Genomic DNA, 19,768 nt, shown 5'->3' with positions numbered 1-19,768 from the left:
CGCTCGGGATCGCATCCACCGATCAAAGAGTCGCCAGGCGTTCGTCGGCGTCGCCGAAGGAATCCAGCTCGACGCCCATGCGGTCCATGATGCCGAGGTAGAGGGAGCAGAGGCGGCGGTCGTCGTCGGGGCGGTCGGAGTAGTCGAGCACGCGGCCGGTCTGGAGGGTGCCGCCGAGGCCGCCGGCGAGGACGACCGGCACCTTGCGGGCGTCGTGCTGGGTGCCCGACCAGAGGCTGTTGATGAACAGGAGGCAGGAGTGGTCGAGCACCGTGCCGTCCCCCTCGGGCATCGCGTCGAGCCGCTCGGCGAGGTATGCGAGCTGGCTGACGTAGAACTGCGTGACCCGGCCGTAGGACTCGGAGGTGTCGTCGTGCGAGGCCCCGTGGTGGGCGGCGCTGACGTCGAGGAACGGATAGAAGAGTCCCGAGATGTCGCGGCAGAGCAGGAGCGAGGCGATCCGGGTCTTGTCGGTCTGGAAGCCGAGGGCGATGAGGTCGCACATCAGGCGCATGTGCTCGCGGATGTCCTCGGGCAGGCCGTTGTCGGGGCGGGGCATGGCGAGGGCCGGACGGTCGCGGCCCTGGGCTCGCTCGTCGGCGAGTTGCTTCGAGGCGCGCATGGCGGCGGCACGCTGCTCGACGTCGCGGACGCTGGTCAAGTACTCGTCGAGCTTCGCGCGGTCGGCCACGCTGACGCGGCGGTTCAGGGCGGCGGCCTCCTCGCGGACGCGGTCGAGGATGCTCCGGTTGCGGAGACTTCCCCGGTTGTCGAAGAGGCTGTCGAAGGCGAGGGAGGGGTAGACCTCCATCGGGACCGGAGAAGTGGCACTCTGCCAGGAGATGTGCGAGCTGTAGGCCATCGAGAAGTTCGTCTCGTGGTAGCCGGTGATCGGCTGCTCGCAGCCCAGGACGATGCTCGGCTGGATCGTGTCCTCGCCCAAATGGCGGGCGAGCATCTGGTCGACGCTGATGCCCCCCTTCAGCTCGGCCCCGCGCTTCAGTGCGGCGCCGGAGAGGATGTTGCCGGTCTGGCCGGGGTGGATGCCGACGCCGAGGGCGTGCTGATTAAAAAGCCCGTTGATGACGTTGATCTTGGACTTCACGCCCGAGAGCGGTTCGAGCGACGGCCCCAGCTCGATCTCGGGGCCGGCCTGCTTCGCCCACCACTGGTCGGGGTTCACGCCGCAACCCATGAACATGGCGGCGAACCGCTTCGGGCCGGGGGCGACCTCGCCCGAGGCGTCGGCCCCCCAGGCGGGGAGGGATTCGAGCCAGGGGAGGGCCATCGTCACGCCGGCCCCCCGGAGGAACATCCGCCGCGAGGTCGAGAGGCGATCGCCTTGATTCGGGTCGGCCGCCGGGTTCGAGGGTCGCTTCATCGGCTTTTCACTCCGCAAGGTCGCGCTCGACGCGCGTGTTCCGGAACTGGGGGCTGAGGACGATGGCCTCGACCAGGGCGCCGAACCGCCCCTCTTCGGCCAGGAGTCGGGCCTGCATGCGTTGAATCGTGGCGTCGTCGGAGGGGATCAGGGTCCGGCCGAGGGCGTAGGCGAGCAGCTTCCGGCAGAGGTTCTCGACGAACTCGTCCCGACGCTCCTGTTCGAGGTAGGCGCGCAGCCCCTCGACCCCGGTCCCCTGGCCGCCGCGCGGGAATTCGGCCTCGGTCTCGACGGGTCGGCCGCCGAGGTCGACCGTCCGCAGCTCGCCGACCGGCCCGAATCCCTCGAAGGCGACGCCGATGCCGTCGAAGCGGTCGTGGCAGACGGCGCAGGCCGGGTCGGCCCGGTGGCGGGCGAGGGCCTCGCGGAGTGTCAAGGAGCCGAGGTCGGCCTCGTCGTCGGGAAGCTCGGGCACGTCGGGGGGAGGGGGGGGGATGTGCTCGCCGAGCAGGCGGCGGACGACCCAGTACCCGCGCTTGACCGGGCTGGTCCGCAGGCCGGGGGAGTTCTGGGTCAGGAAGACGGCCATCGGCAGGAGTCCGCCGCGGCCATAAGGAGTGGCGTCGGCGATCTCGACCCAGGTGTCGGGGCCGCCCTCGGGAATGGGGATGCCGTAGTGGCGGGCCAGGGGGGGGTTGACGAAGGTCCGGGTGCCGGTGAGCAGGTCGTCGACCGGCCGGTCGTACTGGACGAGGTCGAGGAACAGGCGGATCGGCTCCTCGAACATCGACCGCCGCAGCGTGTCGTCGAAGGCCGGGAAGCGCGTCCGGTCGACGCTGTTGTGGGCCTCGAAGCGGCGGAAGTCGAGCCAGTTGCCGGCGAACTCGGTGGCGAGGCCGCGGACGCGATCGTCGCGGAGCATCCGGCGGGCCTGGGCGGCGAGGACCTCGGGATCCTGCAATTCGCCCGAATCGGCCAGGGTCATCAGTTCGTCGTCGGGCATGCTCGCCCAGAGGAAGTAGCTCAGGCGGCTGGCCAGGTCGTTCGGGGAGAGGGGCTGGATGCCCGAACCTTCCTCCTGCGGCAGGTCGACGCGGTAGAGGAAGTGGGGCGACATGAGGATGCTGACGACCGTGTCGCGGACGGCGTCCTCGTGGTCCAGGCCGTCCTCGGAGCGGAGGGCCTGGTAGAAGGCGGCCACCCCGTCGCGTTCGGCGGGCGAGAGGCGGCGGCGGTAGGCCCGCTCGGCGAGGTCGGCGAGGGCGGCGACGTGGTGCGGCTCGGCCTCGGCGCGGAGCCGTTCGACGCGGCGGATCTCCCGGGAGATGATGGCGAACTGGTCGGCGATGGCCTGGATCGCCCGGTCGCTGGCGCCGATACGGCGGGCCTTGGCGAGGTAGACGTCGGCCAGGCGGGTCATCTTGGCCTCGGAGGCGGCGTCGCGGTCCTCGGCGCGGACGAAGTCGAAGTCGGGGTCGCCGCGCATGAAGCCGGTCTCAGCCCGCTCGTACCAGAGATAGCTGGAGAACTGCCGCATGGGCAGGTCGCTGATGAGGTTGAACTCGGTCCAGAGGCGGTCGAGTTCCTGGCGCTGGGCGTCGTCGAGGACCAGGTCGTACAGGGGTTGGTCGTCGCGGAAGTAGCCGGTCATGCTGTGGAAGCCGGCCGAGAGGAGGCGTCCGGTGTTGTTCTTGTCCTGGTCGGGATCGAGGTAGATCCGGGCCCGTTCGGTGACGACGAAGGCGTCGGGGAAGACCCGGCAGAAGGGCTCGAAGGTGGCCTCGAAGCGGGCGAGGGCGTCGGGGTCATCGGGCGGGGCGAGGGCCAGGGCGGCGGGGCTGTCGGGGTCGAGGCCGGTCGGGTTCAGGTCGGCCGCGCCGCCGGCGTAGCGCATGCGGTTGGCGGCCATCTGCCGGTTCTTCCAGAGGACGAAGGGCTGCGTGCCGTTGCTGATCCCCCGGGAGGTGAGGTTCTCGACTTCCGGGGTGAGTTGCTCGCGGAGATCGACCACGACATCCCGGAGCCGCTCGCAGGCCGGGCGGGCCGATTCCGGGTCGTCACCTTCGGGAGGGGGGAGTTCGTCCCAGAGGGCCTGGAGGGCGACGATGGGGCCGGTCTCGGCCTCGGGCGGCTTGTTGAGCAGGGTCCAGACGGTTTCGAGGTAGCGGGGGCTGAGGCCCCGATCGGTCGCGATCGCCTTGAGGGAGGAATCGGGCCGGCCGAGGGCCTCGCGGTGGCGGTACTGCCAGGCGGCGAGGACGTAGTCGGCCAGGTCGACCTCGTGGCGGGTGTAGAAGTCGATGATGCGGTTGACGGAGTACTTGTCGCGGTCGGTGGCCGCGATGACGGGGTGGGGGGCGAAGGCGAGGCCGTCGGGGGTGAGGACGAGGTGATCGGCGACCTCCCGGGCGGCGTCGAGGTACTTCTTGACCAGGGCGGGCGACATCGTGAGCGATTCGGCCGAGTTGTCGAAGCCGGCCTCGTTGGCCGGGTCGACGGGGAAGGTGCGGGTCGGCCGCAGATCGACGCCGGTCAGGTCGCGGATCGAGTGGTCGTACTCGGCGTTGCTGAGGCGACGGGCGGGGACCGGGCCGGGGTCGCCGGCGTTGCGCTCGGCTTCGAGGCGGCGCAGGTCGTTGATCCAGGCGATGACCTGGTGGCGGGCCGTCGCGTCCGGGTGGGCGTCGGCCCGGGGCGGGGGCATGGCCTCGGCCTCGAGCTGTTCGAGGACGATCTCCCAGAGGGCGAGATCGTCGAGCACGGAGTCGGCCGAGTCGTAGCCGCTCAGGTCGAGCCCCGCCTTGGGGGCGTCGGCCCCGTGGCAGCCGAGGCAATAGGTCTCCAGGAACGGCCGGACCTGCTCGGTGAAGCCCGCATCGGTCGTCGAGGCCTGGGGGGCCGGGCGTTCGTCGGGCGGCTCGCGGCCGGCGAGGGCCAGGACGGGGCCGAGGCCCGCGATCATCATCAGCAGGATCGTCCGCAACACGCGATGCCCCTCCGTCCTCAATCCCCGGCCGTGCAAAATTCAACAAAGGATTACACTAGCCGGTCGAGGCGGATGGGGCAATCGCTTTGGGGAATCGGCCTTGCGGGTGCGGGGGCGATCCGGATCGGGAGAGGATGGCGCGGCGCTCGACGGATGGGGGAGGGACTCGGCCGTCGCCGGCCGGTTCCGAAGGGGTCGTTCCCGGCAACGTCGACCGTCAAGACGCCCTCGATCGACACGGGACGGGAGGCGATCGCCGGAGATTTTCCGGAAGGATTGGATCACCCTCGGGGGATCGGCCGATTTTCAGGGTTGGAGCAGTTCGCCGGCCGAACCGGCGGAGTCGACCCGGCGGGATGGATCAGGATGCGAGGGACGTTCATGAGACTCAGCCTGATCCGCGTGCAAGCCCTCGCGATCATGTCCGTTGCGTCGCTGCTCGTCGCGAGCGGTGTCCCGGCCCAGTCGGTCACGCCGGGCGACCCGTCGTCGTCGGCCCTGGGAGATGCCCCGGGGGCGAGCGGGGCGGTCGACCTGGGGGGATCGGGGGGCGTGGAACAGGTGATCCCGGTCGGCCCGGGTCCGAGCTACCCGAGGGTGCCGAGGGGGATCACCCAGCCGCCGGAACCGTTCGGATTGCAGGACGGCCTGGGGATCGAGTCGAGCACGCCGCTGGTCGAGTCGAGCTTGCCGGTCGGCGGGCGGCTGGGGGCGGTCCCGCTCGACGAGCTGGAAGGCCCGGACGATGGCCTGACCATCGACCAGGCGATCGATCGGCTGCTGGCGATCAACCTCGAGCTGCGGGCGCAGGCGATGGAGATTTCCAAGGCCCGGGCGGATGTCCTGACGGCCGGGTTGCGGGGCAACCCGCTGATCTATACCGACGCCTCGCTGGTCCCCTACGGGGATTTCGACGGGACCGCGGGCGGCCCGACCCAGTACGACCTGAACATCACCCTGCCGATCGACCTGAACGGCAAAAGGAGGCGTCGGATCGAGGCGGCCGTCCGGGCCCAGGAAGTGACCGAGGCGTTGTATCAGGATGCCGTCCGGCTGCAGATCGACAACCTCTACACGGCCTGGATCGACGTGCTCGCCGCGCAGGCGACGATTCAATTCCTCAAGGCGGGGCTGGAGAGCCTGGAGACGCAGAAGCGGATGACCGAGCAGCGGGTCCGCGACGGGGCGATGAGCCGGACCGAGTTCAACAACCTCGAAATCCTGATCGATAGCACCGATTTGACGCTCCTGGAGGCACTCGAGACCTTCGAGGACGCGAAGCGGACCCTCGCCGCGCTCCTGCTCATCCCGCTCGAAGAGGCCGAGACCTTCCCGGTGCGGGGGACCTTGCGCGGGTTCGACCTGCCGAGCCCGCCGATTGAGTTGCTGATCGAGCAGGCCAGGGCGATCCGGCCCGACCTGGCCGCGTTCCGGCTCGGGGTGCACCGGGCGCAGTCGGAGGTCCGCCTGGCCCGGGCCAACCGGGTGGACGACGTCTTCCTGCTCTATCAACCGTTCACGGCGCAGGAGGCGTTGGTGCCGGGGGAGCGGATGGCGACCTCGTGGGCGATGGGGGTGACGATCCCCGTCCCGATCTTCAACCGCAATCAGGGGAATATCGCCCGGGCGCAGCATACGGTGGTGCAGACGCAGACCCAGTTGGAGAACCTGGAACGGCAGGTGATCCTCGAAGTCCAGCGCGCCGAGGCGGCCTATTCGGTGACGCTCGCCACGATCACGCGGCTGCAGGAGGAGACCCTGCCCGCGGCCCGGGAGAACCTGGAATTGAGCCTCGCGAAGCGGGGCACGGAGGGGCCGGACCCGATTTCCCAGATCGAAGCGCAACGGGCCTTCGGCGAGATCGCCCGCCAGTACCTCGATGCCCTGGTCCGTCACCGCCGGTCGATGTTCCGCCTGAATACGGCCGTGGGGACGCGGGTCTTTCCCTGAGTCGCCTGCCCGGGGCGAGGGTCGTTCCTCGTCCGGGAGGTGCGACGGGCCTTGGAATCGCCCCGGCCGCTCGGGTACGCTGGCGGCCGAATCGTGGCGACGCGAGCCGTCCGACGACCACCCGCGGATGCTCCCGGCCCGGTCGGTGATCGCCCCCCGGCCCCTTGACGTCTCGAACTGGCCGACACCATGCCCCGTCTTCGCTTCCTCGATCGCGACCGCACGGTCGCACCGGCGGGATACAACCGTTGGCTGATCCCGCCGGCGGCGCTGGCCGTCCACCTGTGCATCGGCCAGGTGTACGGATTCAGCGTCTTCAATGAGCCGCTGACCCGCGTGCTGGGGATCGACCGGCCGATCCCGGGCAAGGACTGGACGATCCCGCAGGTGGGCTGGGCGTATTCGATCGCGCTGGTGATGCTCGGCCTGTCGGCGGCGGTCCTCGGCCGATGGGTCGAGCGGGCCGGGCCGAGGAAGGCGATGCTGGCGGCGGCCTGCTGCTTCTGCGGCGGCCTGTGGCTCTCGGGCCTGGCGGTCGAGTGGCACAGCATCGGCTTGCTCTACCTCGGCTATGGAGTCATCGGCGGGCTGGGGCTGGGGCTCGGCTACATCGCCCCGGTCTCGACGCTCGTCCGGTGGTTCCCGGATCGCCCCGGCATGGCGACGGGCCTGGCGATCATGGGCTTCGGCGGCGGGGCGCTGATCGGCGCACCGCTCGGGGTGAAGCTGATGGGATCCTTCGCGTCGGGGACCTCGGTGGGGGTGAAGGAGGCGTTCCTGGTGATGGGGACGGTCTACTTCGCCTACATGATCTTCGGCGCCGTCGCGGTCCGGGTGCCGGAGGCGGGATGGCTGCCACAGGGGTATGACCCGGCGATCCGGCGCAAGAGCATGATGGCCCGCTCGGACATCCCGGTGGAGCGGGCCTGGAGGACCCGGCAGTTCTGGCTGCTCTGGCTGGTGCTCTGCCTGAACGTGACGGCGGGCATCGGCATCCTCGGGCAGGCATCGTTGATGTGCCAGGACATGTTCGCGGTCAGCGCGGCCGTGGGGGGCGGATTCGCGGGCCTGTTGAGCCTGGCCAACATGGGAGGGCGGCTGGCGTGGTCGTCGCTCTCCGACCTGACCGGGAGGAAGGTGATTTACGCGGTCTACTTCCTGCTGGGGGCGGTGCTCTACGCCCTGATCCCCCTGACCCAGGAGTCGGGGAGCGTCGCGCCGTTCGTCGTCCTGACGGCGTTGATCATCTCGATGTACGGGGGAGGGTTCGCGACGATCCCTGCGTATTTACGCGACCTGTTCGGGACGCTGCACCTGGGGGCGATCCACGGGAGGCTGATCACCGCCTGGTCGGTGGCCGCCTTGCTCGGGCCCCAGCTGGTGAACTATCTCTCGACCTATCGGATCGCGCGGGGGGTCCCGAGGGCCGAGGCGTACAACCTGACGATGTACCTGATGGCCGGGCTGCTGCTGGCGGGGCTGGTCTGCAACCTCCTGGTCCGCCCGGTGGCTGCAGGGCGATCGGCGGGGCAACCGCCCGACGGCCCCTCGACGACGAGCGCGTCGTGAGAATCCCCGAATCAAACGACCCTGGACGCCCCTGGAGGCCGAGCATGGCCGAACATCCGCCTGGCCGGTCGCCGCTCCGGCTCGTGATCTACTGGGTTCTCGTGCTGATCCCGCTGGGATGGGGGATCTCTCGGAGCGTGATCACGTCGCTCCCGCTCCTCACCGCGACCCCCGCCCCGGACGTCCCCCGGGCCGGGGATTGACCATGTCCTCACCCCGCCCGATCGCGCCGCTCGCCGGCACGCCGTCCGGGGCCGAACCGCTTCTCATGACGCGGGAAGATCGACCGCCCCCCGCGCCACCCGATCACCCCAAATCGCTTCCAGCGACCCGTCGACCGGACCCCGTCTTGGCGCGAGCCGATGCGAAGAGACGGCCTCGGATGGGAACGCCGGATCGTCGAGTGCTACCCGCTGATGCCAGGAGAGACAGGCCCATCGGGGCGGGAGCGGCGTCTGGGCGATCGGCGAGGGCCGACTCTTCGGATCAGGGGACGGTGATCTGGTGGGGAGATCTCCTCGGCCTGCAAGCAGGACTTCGGGGTGAACCGGGCCTTGGGGCCCGGTCGGGAGTCGGCGGGGAGGCGGGCTCTCGGGTGGCCCTCGGCATGAACGACGTGACGCGATGGCTCGAAGGGCGGACAGGGGCGTTTGATGGGTCGGCCACGACGTGGGACGGCACGATGACTTGCATCGAGTATGAGCGGCGGGAGCTCGGCGCGGGACACCACAGCAATCGGGAGCATCCCCTCGATCCCTGAACGCCCAGGTGGCATGCATGGTGCCACGGAGTCACTCGGGGAGGCGGTGGATCGTGCCGTGGAGGAGCCCATCGACCTGCTGACCGTCCGCGCCGAGGACCGAATACCAGAGTTCGAGCCCCCGGGTGGGTCGGAGCCCCGGAATGGTGAGGGTCAGCGTCCGCCGATCGTCGGAGAGCCGAGCGTCCGTCACTTCCAAGGGACGTTCATCGACGTGGGGGGAGCCGTACCGCTCAGACCGGATCAGGTCCCAGGCCTTCAGGCCGAAGTCGCGAGGGCTGGCGGCGGTGTCGGGATGAAGCGGATCGCTGAAGGTCAGGGCCAGACCCTCCCGAGTGGCGCGGAACCCGACCGGCAGATGGGCCGGCTTGCCGGTGGCTCGGATGCGGTACAGGCCGCCGGGGGCCTGCTGGTTGCCGGCCCAGGAATACATGCCGCAAAGGTAGAGGTGCCCGTCGGCCGGGCGGAACCGGCCTCGCATCACGCCGGTCGGGAACATGGGGATGGGCAACGCCACCATCCCGCCCTGCATCCCGTCGTCGATCGTTTCGTGCGGCACCACATAGACCTTGCCGTAACCGTAGGAGAGGCTCAGCAAGGCCCCATCCAGACCTCCCCAGGCGCGGCTCTCGACCCACAGCGGTTCGGCGGGCGAGCGGTCGAACCGATTGGTGATCCAGCACATCGGCTCCTCCTGGGAGGCATCGGAGGGGTCGGTCACATCGGTATATCCCCAGAGGTTGCCGAAGAATCGGCCATCGGGCCGGACCCAGTTGATCCGGTTCTTGGGGACCCAGTGCCCTTCCTGGTCCGTCACGAAGAAGGTGCCGTCCGGGTTCACGCAGACCCCGTTGGGGGCGCGGAAGCCGGTCGCAAGGATCTCGGTCCTCGAACCGTCCCGGCTGACCCGCAGCAAGGTCCCGTGGTGGGGCAGGACCGCCGTCTTGGCGTGGCGGGCCCCCTTCGCGTAGAGGAAGTTCCCGTCCTCGTCGGTTTGCAGCCCCATGGCGAACTCATGGAAGTGCTCGGTGACCTGGTGGTCGCTGTTGAAGCATTCATAGAAGTCGGTCTCGCCGTTTCCATCGAGGTCGCGGAGGATGGCGATCTGGTCCCGGCAGCCGACGAAGATCGCCCCGTCCACCACCTTCAGGCCGAGGGGCTGGAACAGGCCGCTGGCGATCCGACGCCAGGTCAGTTGCCCGTCGGCCCGATCGAGCCCGGAGACCCGCCAGACGTCGCCGTCCCAGGTGCAGGCGGCCATCGCATCGCCGCCGGGCAGGAAGTCGAGCCCGCTGAGGCGGAGCTGCACGCGCCACGGGTTCTCGGACGGGACCGGCAAGGTGTCCACGGCGAACGGCCCGTCCTCCGGGCCGGGTTCGAGATCGACGATCGATTCCTCCTGCCAGCGGGGCGGGCCGCCCCCGGTCGTCATCGCGGTCAGGTCGAGCGGCCCGGCCTCCTCCGACACCGTCGCCGCGAGCAGCTCGGGGTCGGCCCCTCTCTCAAGGCGGGCGACCCAGACCGTGAACCGTAGGCGATCCTCCCCCGCCGGGACGCGGAGCAGCAGGTGCCCGCCTTCCGTCGCCCAGTCCGTCCCGAGAGACATCCCCAGGAGACCGACGACTCGAGCCGGTCGATCCTCGTCCGAGGGGTCATCGAGCACGACCACCGATCCCTTCCCGAACCGGCCGACTTCGGCCTCCCCATCGGGGAGTCGGAGCAAACGGAGGGTCATCGGGGTGTCCCTCGGGCCGATCTCGATCGACCGGAGGAAGACCGGCCGGTCGGCCGGGCCGGAGAGGCCGGGGCTCTCCAGCACCTCGGCGTTGCCGACCATGTACGAGAGGATGGTCCGATCGGCCGCGTCGTATCGTCCCCGGAAGCGCCCCCAGGATCGGGGCAAGGGGCCGTAGGGTCGGCCATCCCGGCCGATCGGCCTCGGATCGTCGAAGGAGCCGGTGACGGGATCGGCCCAGCCCGGGCCGGCGGCCGTCTCGAAGGCGACCTCGCCGACGGCCCGGGGGTGGACCCCGTGGCGGCCGTTGAAGTGGATGCCATTCCAGTCGATGAAGCCCGGGCCGGTCCAGGCCCCCGCGACACGCAGGGTATCGTGCTCGAAGACCGACCAGGCGCGGCCCGTGGCCACGCCACCGGGACCGGGGTCGAGCCGGACAGCCACTCCTTTCCGGGCGATGTTCCCGGCGCCCCCGATCTCATAGGTGCCGGTCAGGCTCGGCCCGTAGTCGGCCCGCAGCCAGGGCTCACCCTCGGGCGGGACCGGACCCCGGCTGCCCCCTTCGGGCAGGGTCGCGAGGTAGTCGGCGTCGGCGGGGACGTACTGCGAGGGGTTGAACGGCCGGAGGTACGCCTCGCGGAGGTAGTGGATCACGTCGTACTTCTGGCTCGGCACCAGCATCGACTGGGCGGGCATCATCCCGAAGCCGACGGTGAGGGTCCGGTAGAGGCTTGCCGGATCCTTGCCGTTGCGGAACTGGCCCTCGGAGAACCGCAGGGAGGTCGGCATCGATCCCGGCTGGTCCTGGGTCCCGTGGCAGCTCGCACAGTTCCTCGCGTACAGGAGCTCGCCGCGGCGGAAGGCGTCGTCGTCGAGGGCGGCGATCAGGCCGGCGTGATCGAGGTCGGCCTCGTAGGCCGGCAGGGGAGGGTCGATGACCGAGGGGTCCGGCCGCAGGGATCGGGCGCGAGCCGGGCCGAACTCGGCCGCCTCGATCAGGTAGGAGGCCAGGTCCAGGAACTGCTGGCGATCGGCCAGCAGGTTGACCAGGCCGGTGGGCATGATCGAGGTCGGGGAGATCGCCCGCTCCTCGATCTCCGCCTTCGGGATGACCAGCTCCCCACCGCCCCGGGTCGCGCCTCGGAGGACGAGGGCGTCCTCGCGTTCCTCGCCCAGCAGGCCGGCGAGGACCTCCCCGTCGATCCGGGCGATCGTCACCGTCTCGAAGCCCTCTCGGATCGTCTCCGAAGGGTCGAGCAACGACCGGACGACCTCGGCCGCGGTCGTCCCCGGCGCCGGTCGGGCCAGGTCAGGCCCCAGCGGCGACGCGTCGTCCGGCCCGCCACAGGAGTGGCAGGTGACGCAGGCCAGCTGCGCCTGAGCGAACAGGGCCGCGCCCCGGATCGGATCGCCCTGCGATCGGGCCGCCTCCGCCAGCGAGCGCGGCCCCTCGCGGAGCAGTTCGGTCTCGAGGGGATTTGGCTGGGCCATCGCGGTCCGGGGAGTTGTTGCGAGGAGGACGGCGAGACAGGTGACGCCCCAGGCGGTCGTTCGGCAGCAGACCATCGCGGACCCCGGCTGGAAACACTCGGCGGGCCAGACGCTCGTCATCAAGAACAACGGGCACGAGGCGTGTCATTCTACCTCCGGGGATGCCGCGACGCGCCTCCCATTCATCGGGAGGAATACGGCTTCCGGAGTTCTTGTTCGTGGCATCGGTGACGGCCCAATTCGCATGCCCGTGCGATTGAATTTCGGCCGCCGAATCGCGTCGGGAGCGATCACCCGGCGACCGCCTCGCCCCGCGTCGCTCCGGCGCGTCGTGACACTCCCCCTGGCCTTGACGATCCGGGGCGCGTGAAGATTGGATGAGAAGCTCCCCGGCCGGTTCGGCGGGCCTTGACCTTCTAGACGACCGGTCTACTATATTGCATCGTCGCACCGGGGAACGCCCCTGGAGGAACCCATGAGAGACCGAGATCGGACCCGGGAGGTGCTGCTCGAGGTTGGCCGCAAGGTGTTCCTGGAGAAGGGGTACAACGCGGCCGGCCTGGAGGCGGTGCTGAGGACGGCGGGCGTGCCGAAGGGTTCGTTCTACTACTACTTCGGCAGCAAGGAGGAGTTCGGCCTGGCCGTGGTCGACTCGTTCGTCCGCGATTCGTCCGAGCAGCTCGAGGCGACCCTGAGCGAGCGCGGGCTCCCCCCGATGGTGCGGCTGCGACGCTACTTCGACGCCTCGGCCGAGCGGTTCGAGGCGGGCCGGTGCCGCAGCGGCTGCCTGATCGGCAAGCTCAGCCAGGAGATGGCCGAGCAGAGCGAGGCCTTCCGGACCCGGCTCTCCGAGGCCCTCGACGCCTGGACCGATCGCCTCGCCGCCTGCCTGCGCGAGGCCCAGGAGGGCGGCGAGCTGCGGGCCGACCTCGACGCCCGGGCCCTGGCCGAGCTGCTGGCCGACGGCTGGCAGGGGGCACTGCTCCGGGCCAAGACGCTCCAGAGCCCCCGGCCGCTCCGGAGCTTCGTCGACCTGATGTTCGGCCCGATCCTCCGGCCCCCGGACTGACCGCGGGGGGCCGACCGGGTCGGGCCCTTGCCGAGGGCCGTTCGTTCGAGCGTCCGGGCGGGGCGTTCCCGCCCGGCGTCCGTCCCCCGGCGGGCGGGCCTCCGGGCAAACATAAGGGATCGAGACCATGTCCTCCGCGGATTCCCGAGAGATGATGCTGATGCAGCCCCTGCGATTGGGGCCGATGATCCTGCCGAACCGGGTGGTGATGGCCCCGCTGACCCGGTGCCGGGCCGGCGCGGGTAACGTGCCCGGGCCGATGAACGCGACCTACTACGCCCAGCGTGCCGGGGCGGGGCTGATCGTCAGCGAGGCGACCCAGGTCGACCCGACCGGCCAGGGCTATCCCTCGACGCCGGGCATCCACTCCCGGGAACAGGTCGAGGGGTGGCGGCTCGTCACCGGAGCGGTGCACGGCCGGGGCGGCCGGATCTTCCTCCAGCTCTGGCACGTCGGCCGGGTCTCGCACCCGGACTTCCAGCCCGACGGGGGCCTCCCCGTGGCCCCCTCCGCGATCGCGCCGTCGGGGACGGTGAACACGCCCGGGGGGCCCAAGCCGTACGTCGTCCCCCGGGCGTTGGAGGAGGGGGAGCTGCCCGGCGTGGTCGACATGTACCGCCGGGGGGCCCGGCTCGCGCTCGAGGCCGGGTTCGACGGGGTCGAGATCCACGGCGCGAACGGCTACCTGCTCGACCAGTTCCTGCGAGACGGCACGAATCACCGGGACGACGCCTACGGCGGCCCGCCGGAGAACCGGGCCCGCCTGCTCCTGGAGGTGGCCGAGGCCGTCGTCGGGGTCTGGGGGCCGGACCGGGTGGGCGTGCGGCTCTCCCCCAACGGCACCTTCAACGACATGGGCGACTCGGACCCTGCCGCCACCTTCGGCGTCGCGGCCCGGGGGCTCGACGGCCTCGGCCTGGCCTACCTCCATCTGGTCGAGGCGCTGCCGGGGGACGTCCGGCACGGTGCGACCGGCCGGCTCGACTCGGCATTCTTCCGGCCGCTCTTCCGCAAGGCGATCATCGCCAACGGCGGGTACGACCGGGGCCGGGCCGAGGCGGTGCTCCGGGCCGAAGACGCCGACCTCGTCGCGTTCGGCGTGCCGTTCATCGCGAACCCGGACCTGCCCGAGCGCCTCCGGATTGGGGCGCCGCTCAACACGCCCGACCCGTCCAGCTTCTACGGCGGAGACGAGCGCGGCTACACCGACTATCCCGCGCTCGAGCCGGCGGGGATCGGCGAGTGACGACGAGATCGGCCCGGGAGGGCGTGGGGGCTCGGCGGTCGAGCGGGGCGGGAGTCCGCCCGGGGCCGCCGGGTCGATCGAGATCAGGGGAACGAACGATCATGAGTCTTTGGGTTCGCGTCGCGGCGGCGGGGCCGACGCTCGGCCTGCTGGCCGCGCTGGCCGGCTGCCGGGAGGCCGCTCCGTCGCCGACCATGCCGCCGCCGGCGGTCGTCGTCTCGGAGCCGGTCGTCCGGGAGGTCATCGAGTGGGACTACTTCACCGGCCGTCTCCAGGCGGTCGACGAGGTGGAGGTCCGGGCCCGCGTGTCCGGCTATCTGGACGAGATCCACTTCACCGACGGCGACATGGTGGCGGAGGGGGACCTCCTGTTCACGATCGATCCTCGCCCCTACGAGGCCGCGTGGGACCAGGCCCGCGCCCGGCTCGAGCAGGCCCAGGCGCAGCTCGAGCTCGCCCGACGCGAGGAGAGCCGCTCGGCCCAGCTCGTCCGGCGCAACGCCGAGACCCAGGAGGAGTACGAGATCAAGGCCAGCCAGGTCCGCCAGGCGGAGGCCGACGTCGCCGCCGCGGAGGCGGCCCTGGAGGCGGCCGAGCTGGACGTCGAGTTCTGCACGATCGAGGCGCCCGTCTCCGGCCGGATCGGACGACACCTGATCGCCGTGGGGAACCTCGTCAACGCGGAAGCCGGCCAGGCCACCCTGCTGACGACGATCGTCTCGCTCGACCCGATCCACGTCTATTTCGACGCCAACGAACGCGACTACCTCAAATACGTCAGGAGCTCCAAGGACGGCTCCCGGCCCAGCTCGCGGGACTACGCCACGCCGATCGCCGTCCAGCTCGCCGACGAGGACGGCTTCCCCCACCCCGGGAAGATGGACTTCGTCGACAACCGGGTCGACCAGTTCACCGGCACGATGCGGGGCCGGGCGATCCTCCCGAACCCGGATCAGGTCCTGACCCCCGGCCTCTTCGCCAAGGTCAGGTTGCCGGGCAGCGCCCCGTATCGTGCCACCCTGCTGCCCGACGGTGCGATCGTCCGGGACCAGTCCCAGGCCTTCGTGTTCGTGCTCGACGAGGGGGCCAAGGCCGTCCGCCGCCGCGTCGAGATCGGCCGGGCCGTGGCCGGGCTGAGGGTCATCCGGGGGGGGGTCGGCCCGGAGGAGACGGTGATCATCGAGGGCATCCAGGCGATCAGGGACGGCGTCGAGGTCCGCCCCGAGCGGGGGACGATCGACGTCGACGAAGCGACCTGGGACCGAGAGATGCCGATCGAGCAGATCTACCCGACCGGGGCGGGCCCCGTCGGCTTCATGCCGGGCAGGAGGTACGCCCCGTGAGGAGCTTCGCCCACTTCTTCGTCGACCGGCCGATCTTCGCGGGCGTGCTGTCGATCGTCATCACGATCGTCGGCGGCCTGTCGTTCGCGAGCTTGCCGGTCGCCCAGTACCCCGACGTCGCGCCGCCGACGGTCGTGGTCAGCGCCCAGTACCCCGGGGCTTCGCCCGACGTCATCGCCCGCACGGTGGCCACGCCGCTGGAGCAGGAGATCAACGGCGTCGAGGGGATGATGTACATGGAGTCCCAGTCGGCCAACGACGGCTCCATGAACATCACGATCACCTTCGAGCTGGGCACCGACCTGGACGTCGCCCAGGTGCTGGTCCAGAACCGCGTCGCGGTCGCCGAGCCGAGGCTGCCGGAGGAGGTCCGCCGCATCGGCATCACCACGCGCAAGCAGTCGCCCGACCTGCTGCTCGTGGCCCACCTGACCTCCCCCGACAAGACCTTCGACCAGCTCTACATCAGCAACTACGGCCTGCTCCGCGTCCGGGACGTGCTCGCCCGGATCGAGGGGGTGGGCGACGTCCGCATCTTCGGAGCCCGAGAATACAGCATCCGGGTCTGGCTCGACGCCGACAAGCTCGCCTCGCTCGGCATGACCGCCGGCCAGGTGGTGGAAGCCCTGCGCGGCCAGAACGTCCAGGTGGCCGCCGGCGCCATCGGCCGGTCGCCGATCGGCCCGGAGAACGAGCTGCTGCTGCCGGTCAACACGCTCGGACGCCTCACCGACCCCCAGCAGTTCGCCGACGTCATCGTCCGCACCGGCGAGGAGGGCCGCCTCGTCCGCGTCGGCGACGTGGCCCGCGTCGAGCTGGGGGCCTGGGATTACTCGGTCAACAGCTACCTGAACGAGGACGAGGCCGTCGCGGTCGTCGTCTTCCAGCAGCCCGGCTCGAACGCCGTCCAGACGGCCCGCGACGTCGTCTCGGCGCTCGACGGGATGGCCCTCGACTTCCCCCCGGGCCTGGTCTACCGGCTCATCTACAACCCGACCGAGTACATCCAGGACTCGATCGACGAGGTCTTCGAGACCCTCTTCATCGCCACCGGCCTGGTGGCGATGACGGTCCTGATCTTCCTTCAGAGCTGGCGGGCGACGATCATCCCCCTGGCGGCGATCCCCGTCTCGCTCGTCGGCACCTTCGCGGCGATGCAGCTGCTCGGGTTCTCGCTGAACAACCTGTCGCTCTTCGGCCTGGTGCTGGCGATCGGCACGGTGGTCGACGACGCCATCGTCGTCGTCGAGAACGTCGAGCGGAACATCGCCGACGGGCTCTCCCCTCGCGATGCGACCCGCAGGTCGATGGACGAGATCAGCGGGGCCCTCGTGGCCACCACGCTGGTGCTGATCGCCGTCTTCGTGCCCACCTCGTTCCTCTCGGGGATCAGCGGGCAGTTCTACCGGCAGTTCGCCCTGACGATCGCCGTGTCGGTGTCGATCTCGACCTTCGTGTCCCTGACGCTCAGCCCGGCCCTCTGCGCCCTGCTGCTGAAGCCCCGGGCGGCCAAGCCCGATCCCTTCGACCGCCTCTGGAACTTCCTCTTCGGCTGGTTCTTCCGGGGGTTCAACTGGACGCTCGACCGCTCGACCGACGCCTACGCCTTCCTGCTCCGCCGGGTCGTCCGCGGGGCGGCGGTGGCGCTGGTCGCCTACGTCGGCCTGATGGTCGCGACCGGGTACGGGTTCCGATCGGTGCCGACCGGCTTCATCCCGGCCCAGGACCAGGGCTACCTGATCGTCGCCGCCCAGCTCCCCGACGGCGCCTCGCTCGCCCGGACGGACGAGGTGACCCGAGAGATCGTCGCGCTCGCGCGGGGGACCGACGGCGTGGCCGGGGCGGTGGCCTTCGCCGGCTTCTCGGGGGCGACCCGGGTCAACAGCGCGAACGCGGCGGCCGTCTTCGTCACGCTCGAGCCCTTCCCGGAGCGGACGAGGAAGGGGGTCGAGCACGACGCGGTCCTCGGCGAGCTCCGCGGCAAGATGTCCTCGATCGCCGCGGCCCAGGTCTTCGTCATCCCGCCCCCCCCGGTGCGGGGGCTCGGCACCGGCGGCGGATTCAAGATGATGGTCCAGGACCGCGCCGGCCTCGGCTACGACGCCCTCCAGCGGTCGACCGAGGGCCTGGCGATGGCCGCGAACCAGGCCCCGGGCCTGGTCCAGGTCTTCTCCACCTTCCGGGCCGCCACCCCCCAGCTCTACGCCGACATCGACCGGACCAAGGCCCGGATGCTCGACGTCCCGCTCGAGCGGGTCTTCGAGGCGTTGCAGGTCTACCTCGGGTCGGTCTACGTGAACGACTTCAACCTGCTCGGCAGGACCTACCGGGTGGCGGCCCAGGCCGACGTCCCGTTCCGCAACGAGGAGGAGGACATCGCTCGGCTCCGGGTGCTCGGCGCCCAGGGTGCGGCGGTGCCGCTCGGGTCGCTGGTCGAGATGCAGGAGATCACCGCCCCCGACCGCGTGATCCGCTACAACCTCTACCCCGCCGCGGACCTCTCCGGCGACACGCTCCCCGGCTTCAGCTCCGGCGAGTCGCTGGAGACGATGGAGGCGCTCGCCGCCGACCAACTGCCCCGAGGCATCTCGTACGAGTGGACCGACATCGCCTACCAGGAGCGGCAGCAGGGCGACACGGCGGCCTACATCTTCCCGCTCTGCGTCCTGTTCGTCTTCCTCGTCCTGGCGGCGCAGTACGAGAGCCTCGGCCTGCCGATGGCGATCATCCTGATCGTCCCGATGTGCCTGCTCTCGGGCATCGCCGGGGTGATCCTCCGGGGCCAGGACAACAACCTGCTCACCCAGATCGGCTTCGTCGTGCTGATGGGCCTGGCGAGCAAGAACGCGATCCTGATCGTCGAGTTCGCCAAGGCCAAGCAGGACGAGGGGCTCGACCGCGTCTCGGCCGCGATCGAGGCGAGCCGGCTGCGGCTGCGGCCGATCCTGATGACCAGCTTCTCGTTCGTGCTCGGCGTCATCCCGCTCCTGATCGCCACCGGGGCCGGAGCCGAGATGCGACGGGCCCTCGGCACGGTCGTCTTCTTCGGGATGCTCGGCGTGACCTTCTTCGGCCTCCTCTTCACGCCGGTCTTCTACGTCGTCGTCCGACGGATGGCCGAGGGACGCACGCCCGCCCCCACACCCGAACCCGAGTCGAACGCGGCCGTCTGACCCGTTCCCGGTCGATCGGGCCCCTGCGGAGGGGCGGCCGCGGGCCGACGGCCTGCCCCCTCCGGCTCACGATCGGGATCGAGACCGTCGAGACCGGCATGACGCTGCCGACCTCGGCGGCTGTCCTCGTCTTGGAAGACCACGATCGGCATGAGCAGTTGCCGCCGCTGCCGACGTGGCCATGAGAGACTCCCCGCGGTGACTCCTCCTCGAAGCCGAAATCGTGAAACCTCATGGTCCGGCGGTTTTCGGTAACGTTGCGGAGGACGTGGTCGGGGATCTCGGCCGGGGCGAAGCGGGCCAGGACGCGGCCGGTGGCGTCGTCGATCATGGCCGAGAGGGCCATGGCCTCGCCGCGTCCCTCGGTCCACTCGTGGATCGAGGCGTCGAGCTGGATCAACTCGCCGAAGCAGGCGCGTCGCGGGCGTCGAGTGCGGTGGGTGTCGGGTCGCGGGGCCGGCTGCCAGAGCCCCTCGGCCGTGAGCCATCGCCTGAGGGTCTCGAGGCCGACCTGCAGGCCCACTTCGGCGAGGGTTTCCGCGGCGAGCGGGGGGCCGAAGTCCCGGAGATGCTCCTCGCAGAACGAGAGAATATTGCATTTTGTTGTTGTTTTCATTCTTCGACTCGAGGGGCGATCTCGGAGCTTGTGGATCAAGCCCGGCCTCTCCCTCGTCTTTCAGGCGAGCGAGGAGGCGTCGGACCTGCCTGGTGCTCTTGCCGAGCAGCCGGGCGGCCTCGGCCTGGGAGCGGGGTCCATCGAGGACCGGCCTGAGGACGGTGAGGGGCTCGCGATCACGCTGACTCATGGCAATCCGATCGGGGTTCATGGCGACCTCCAGGCTTGGGCTGGAGATCGCATCGACCGGACATTTCTGTTGGGGCCAAACACCGGACATTTCTCTTGGGGTCCGACGATCTCGGCCAGGCAAGCCTGGACACCCGCCGGGCCGGGCAATAACCCACGGCGTGTCGCTTCTCCCTCCCTCGACGGTTGGTCGTCGGCCACATTCTGATCGGGCGATCGGGGCCCGAAAGACGGGCACCCTGTAAGCTTGAGGCCCGGTC

11 protein-coding genes and 1 pseudogene are annotated in these 19,768 nt (G+C 70.4%); 7 read left to right on the top strand and 5 right to left on the bottom strand.

The genetic code is table 11. The annotated features are described in order from the left end of the window. Window positions 1-22 precede the first annotated feature (22 nt). Together AB1L88_RS11795 and AB1L88_RS11790 are read right to left on the bottom strand one after the other, a co-directional pair. A complete protein-coding gene (locus AB1L88_RS11795; RefSeq protein WP_367096853.1) occupies window positions 23-1,381 on the bottom strand; it encodes a DUF1552 domain-containing protein in 1,359 nt (452 codons plus the stop codon). Between the two features lie 7 nt (window positions 1,382-1,388). Beyond that, window positions 1,389-4,367: a DUF1592 domain-containing protein gene (locus tag AB1L88_RS11790; RefSeq protein WP_367096852.1), complete on the bottom strand. Its 2,979-nt coding sequence runs from the start codon at window positions 4,365-4,367 to the stop codon at window positions 1,389-1,391. A gap of 381 nt (window positions 4,368-4,748) precedes the next feature. Here AB1L88_RS11790 and AB1L88_RS11785 point away from each other — a divergent pair, with 381 nt between their 5' ends. From AB1L88_RS11785 to AB1L88_RS11775, 3 genes are all read left to right on the top strand, one after another. Continuing rightward, the gene (locus AB1L88_RS11785; RefSeq protein ID WP_367096851.1) at window positions 4,749-6,317 is read left to right on the top strand and encodes a TolC family protein; all 1,569 of its coding nucleotides are present in this window, start codon (window positions 4,749-4,751) and stop codon (window positions 6,315-6,317) included. 189 nt (window positions 6,318-6,506) lie between these two features. After that, window positions 6,507-7,886 (top strand): OFA family MFS transporter, encoded by a 1,380-nt coding sequence (locus tag AB1L88_RS11780; protein WP_367096850.1) that lies wholly within the window; start codon window positions 6,507-6,509, stop codon window positions 7,884-7,886. A 44-nt stretch (window positions 7,887-7,930) separates the two neighbouring features. Beyond that, complete coding sequence (locus AB1L88_RS11775) at window positions 7,931-8,089, top strand: hypothetical protein (protein WP_367096849.1); 159 nt, start codon at window positions 7,931-7,933, stop codon at window positions 8,087-8,089. Window positions 8,090-8,677: 588 nt separating this feature from the next. Here AB1L88_RS11775 and AB1L88_RS11770 read toward each other — a convergent pair. Then, window positions 8,678-11,947 carry a DUF6797 domain-containing protein gene (locus AB1L88_RS11770; RefSeq protein WP_367096848.1) on the bottom strand — a complete coding sequence of 1,090 codons (3,270 nt, stop codon included), beginning with the start codon at window positions 11,945-11,947 and terminating at the stop codon, window positions 8,678-8,680. Window positions 11,948-12,347: 400 nt separating this feature from the next. Here AB1L88_RS11770 and AB1L88_RS11765 point away from each other — a divergent pair, with 400 nt between their 5' ends. The 4 genes from AB1L88_RS11765 (at window position 12,348) to AB1L88_RS11750 (ending at window position 18,703) form a co-directional block, all read left to right on the top strand. Beyond that, the gene (locus AB1L88_RS11765) at window positions 12,348-12,941 is read left to right on the top strand and encodes a TetR family transcriptional regulator C-terminal domain-containing protein (protein ID WP_367096847.1); all 594 of its coding nucleotides are present in this window, start codon (window positions 12,348-12,350) and stop codon (window positions 12,939-12,941) included. A 151-nt stretch (window positions 12,942-13,092) separates the two neighbouring features. Next, entirely contained in the window at window positions 13,093-14,187 is a 1,095-nt protein-coding gene (locus AB1L88_RS11760) for an alkene reductase (protein WP_367096846.1), read from the top strand. A gap of 101 nt (window positions 14,188-14,288) precedes the next feature. Further along, window positions 14,289-15,530: an efflux RND transporter periplasmic adaptor subunit gene (locus tag AB1L88_RS11755; protein WP_367096845.1), complete on the top strand. Its 1,242-nt coding sequence runs from the start codon at window positions 14,289-14,291 to the stop codon at window positions 15,528-15,530. Continuing rightward, window positions 15,527-18,703 (top strand): multidrug efflux RND transporter permease subunit, encoded by a 3,177-nt coding sequence (locus tag AB1L88_RS11750; protein WP_367096844.1) that lies wholly within the window; start codon window positions 15,527-15,529, stop codon window positions 18,701-18,703. The genes AB1L88_RS11755 and AB1L88_RS11750 overlap by 4 nt, the downstream gene beginning before the upstream one ends. Here the strand turns inward: AB1L88_RS11750 and AB1L88_RS11745 are convergent. After that, window positions 18,612-19,319 carry a hypothetical protein gene (locus AB1L88_RS11745; RefSeq protein ID WP_367096887.1) on the bottom strand — a complete coding sequence of 236 codons (708 nt, stop codon included), beginning with the start codon at window positions 19,317-19,319 and terminating at the stop codon, window positions 18,612-18,614. The genes AB1L88_RS11750 and AB1L88_RS11745 overlap by 92 nt on opposite strands. Before the next feature lie 19 nt (window positions 19,320-19,338). Next, window positions 19,339-19,509 (bottom strand): annotated as a pseudogene (locus tag AB1L88_RS11740) (helix-turn-helix domain-containing protein); the annotation flags it as partial. Window positions 19,510-19,768 lie beyond the last annotated feature (259 nt).

It is taken from the genome of Tautonia sp. JC769, from assembly GCF_040717455.1.
In the GTDB taxonomy this organism is placed as follows: domain Bacteria; phylum Planctomycetota; class Planctomycetia; order Isosphaerales; family Isosphaeraceae; genus Tautonia.
This window is presented reverse-complemented; position numbering and strand designations above follow the sequence as displayed.

Excerpts from the sequence above, each read along its gene's own strand:
- AB1L88_RS11795 (WP_367096853.1), bottom strand. The coding sequence starts at position 1,381 with ATGAAGCGACCCTCGAACCCGGCGGCCGACCCGAATCAAGGCGATCGC.
- AB1L88_RS11785 (WP_367096851.1), top strand. The coding sequence starts at position 4,749 with ATGAGACTCAGCCTGATCCGCGTGCAAGCCCTCGCGATCATGTCCGTT.
- AB1L88_RS11780 (WP_367096850.1), top strand. The coding sequence starts at position 6,507 with ATGCCCCGTCTTCGCTTCCTCGATCGCGACCGCACGGTCGCACCGGCG.
- AB1L88_RS11775 (WP_367096849.1), top strand. The coding sequence starts at position 7,931 with ATGGCCGAACATCCGCCTGGCCGGTCGCCGCTCCGGCTCGTGATCTAC.
- AB1L88_RS11770 (WP_367096848.1), bottom strand. The coding sequence starts at position 11,947 with ATGGTCTGCTGCCGAACGACCGCCTGGGGCGTCACCTGTCTCGCCGTC.
- AB1L88_RS11765 (WP_367096847.1), top strand. The coding sequence starts at position 12,348 with ATGAGAGACCGAGATCGGACCCGGGAGGTGCTGCTCGAGGTTGGCCGC.
- AB1L88_RS11760 (WP_367096846.1), top strand. The coding sequence starts at position 13,093 with ATGATGCTGATGCAGCCCCTGCGATTGGGGCCGATGATCCTGCCGAAC.
- AB1L88_RS11755 (WP_367096845.1), top strand. The coding sequence starts at position 14,289 with ATGAGTCTTTGGGTTCGCGTCGCGGCGGCGGGGCCGACGCTCGGCCTG.
- AB1L88_RS11745 (WP_367096887.1), bottom strand. The coding sequence starts at position 19,319 with ATGAAAACAACAACAAAATGCAATATTCTCTCGTTCTGCGAGGAGCAT.